The following is a 2738-nucleotide window of genomic DNA, read 5'->3' as shown; positions in this document are numbered from 1 at the left end:
GCAGCTTCACGCTTACGTTGCTCTTCTTCCTGGCCCATACTGGCCCAGACATCAGTAACCACTAAATCAGCAAGCTCTGCAGCCTGCATCGCATCATTAAACAGATGAATTGGCGCATCAACCGCCTTGACGATAGAAGCCTTTGGTTCATACCCAACCGGTGTCGCAATGTTTAAGGTAAAACCAAATTGTTGCGCCGCATTGATATAGGAATGACACATATTGTTGCCATCACCAATCCATGCCACGGTTTTGCCACGTATATCTCCACGATGTTCCTGATAGGTCTGCATATCGGCTAACAGCTGACAAGGATGGTAATCATCCGTCAATGCATTGATAACCGGTACCGATGAATATTTAGCAAAGGTTTCGACTTTACTGTGCTCAAAGGTTCGGATCATCACTGCATCGACCATGCTGGAAATCACTCTGGCCGAGTCTTCAATCGGTTCGCCTCGACCCAATTGAGTATCATCGGGCGATAAAAAGATTGAGCCACCGCCAAACTGCACCATGGCTGATTCAAAAGAGACTCGGGTACGGGTCGATGACTTTTCAAAAATCATCGCCAGCACTTTGTTTTTTAATGGTTGGTAGATTTCACCCGCTTTATGCATTTCTTTCAATTCAGAGGCGCGAATAATCAGCTGATGCAATTCAGCGGGAGATAAGTCTTTCAGCGTGAGGAAATGTCTCATATCAGGCTACGCTCTCAATCGGCCGGGAAGCCAGGAAAGTCTTAACCAGTTGACTTACCTTATTTACAATTAATTCAGCTTCCTGAGCATTGATCACCAACGGCGGTAATAACCGAATAACTTTTTCAGCCGTCACATTGATCAGAATATGCTCCTGTAACGCCAGTTTGACTAAATCAGCACAAGGCACGGTTAATTCAATACCAAACATAAAACCCAAATGCCGAATTTCCTTAACACCCTCGGTTTGACCCAGTTGCTGTTTAAAGTGCTGATACATCTGCTCGCCAAGTCTGTTTACATGATCCAGCAGCTGTTCTTTTTCTATGGTATCCAATACCGCTAATGCAGCACTGCAAGCCAATGGGTTACCACCAAAGGTAGAGCCATGATTGCCGGCCTGCAACACACCTTTGGCTAAGCCAGCGACCAGACATGCACCAATTGGCATACCATTTCCCAAGCCTTTCGCCAGCGTCATTACATCCGGCACCAAAGCCTGTTTATGCTGAAATGCAAACCACTTACCGGTCCGGCCAATGCCTGTCTGCACTTCATCCAGCATCATCAGTAATTTACGTTGTGTACATAAATCCCGGATAGCAGACAAATATTCACTGTCAGGAACCTTGATTCCGCCCTCACCTTGTACTGGTTCAACTAAAATCGCAACGGCTTCTGGCCAGTGACTGACCGCCATGCGAATCGCATCAAAATCATTGTATGGAACACGTACAAAACCAGGTACTAACGGCTCAAAACCAGCTTGCACCTTGGCATTACCAGTAGCGGTTAGGGTTGCCATTGTCCGGCCATGAAAGCTGCCTTCCATAACAATGATGACGGGTTTGTCGATGCCTTTGCTATGCCCATATTTACGGGCAAGTTTAATTGCGGCTTCATTCGCTTCGGCGCCGGAATTGCAGAAAAATACCTGCTCCATTCCAGACAGCTGGGTTAGCTTATCAGCTAATAATTGCTGCTTCTCAATATGATAAACATTCGAGGTATGCACCAAAGTTGCAGCTTGCTCAGAAATAGCACGCGTTACTGCAGGGTGGCAATGTCCAATATTGCAAACTGCAATACCACTTAATGCATCCAGATATCGTTCGCCACGGGTATCAGTCAGCCACGCGCCTTCCCCTTTAGCAAAAGTGATATCCAAACGTCCATAAGTAGGCATGACAGATTCGGTCATGGAATTTAACTCCCTGCCTTTTTCAAGGCGATATATCAGCAGATTTTCTGCTGGATTGAAACGAAAAATGGCAGTTTCAAAAGAAAACTGCCATATTCCAAAAACTGTATATTATATAACGAATCAGTCAGCAGTCATAAGACCACTGACTTAATTCTATGATTTATGCTGCAAAATTTGCCGCAACAAAATCCCAATTTACCAGCGTCCAGAATGTCTCGAGGTATTTTGGACGAGCATTACGGAAATCGATGTAATAAGCATGTTCCCAAACATCACAAGTCAATAACGGTGTTTGACCGGCAGTTAAAGGGCAGCCAGCATTGCTGGTGTTGACAATTTCAATGCTGCCATCAGCATTTTTCACCAACCATGTCCAACCTGAACCAAAGTTTGTGGTGGCAGATTTAGTGAATTGATCTTTGAATTCTGCAAAAGAACCGAATTTGGCATCAATTGCAGCAGCCAGATCACCAGAAACAGCATCTTTGCCATTTGGTGTCAGGCAGTTCCAGTAAAACGTGTGGTTCCACACTTGAGCTGCATTGTTGAAAACACCACCACTTGATTTAGTGATAATGGCTTCAAGTGATTGACCTTCAAACTCAGTTCCAGGAACCAGGTTGTTCAGGTTATTTACATAGGTTTGGTGATGCTTACCATAATGGTATTCAAGAGTCTCTGCAGAGATGTGCGGTTCCAAAGCATCTTTTGCATAAGGAAGTGGTGGCAATTCAAAAGCCATAATAAATCTCCTTGATTGAAAATAACCAACGTAAACCCGTTAGTCTAAGTGAGGGCATGTCTTATAGCAAGTTTTGACCAAGCTGCGATAA

Annotated in this window: 3 protein-coding genes; all 3 read right to left on the bottom strand. The window is 44.6% G+C overall.

The window, feature by feature from the left end; all coding sequences use genetic code 11:
* The coding region (gene argF / locus Q7V21_RS14410; protein ID WP_304917943.1) for an ornithine carbamoyltransferase at positions 1-701 on the bottom strand (701 nt) is incomplete at its 3' end.
* 1 nt (position 702) lies between these two features.
* The gene (locus tag Q7V21_RS14405; protein ID WP_304917942.1) at positions 703-1902 is read right to left on the bottom strand and encodes an aspartate aminotransferase family protein; all 1200 of its coding nucleotides are present in this window, start codon (positions 1900-1902) and stop codon (positions 703-705) included.
* A 163-nt stretch (positions 1903-2065) separates the two neighbouring features.
* Positions 2066-2647 (bottom strand): superoxide dismutase [Fe], encoded by a 582-nt coding sequence (sodB, locus tag Q7V21_RS14400; protein WP_304917941.1) that lies wholly within the window; start codon positions 2645-2647, stop codon positions 2066-2068.
* Positions 2648-2738: the final 91 nt, after the last annotated feature.

It is taken from the genome of Methylophaga sp., from assembly GCF_030651745.1.
Note: the sequence above shows the minus strand (reverse complement) of the source record. Positions and strands in the feature narration are given on the sequence as shown.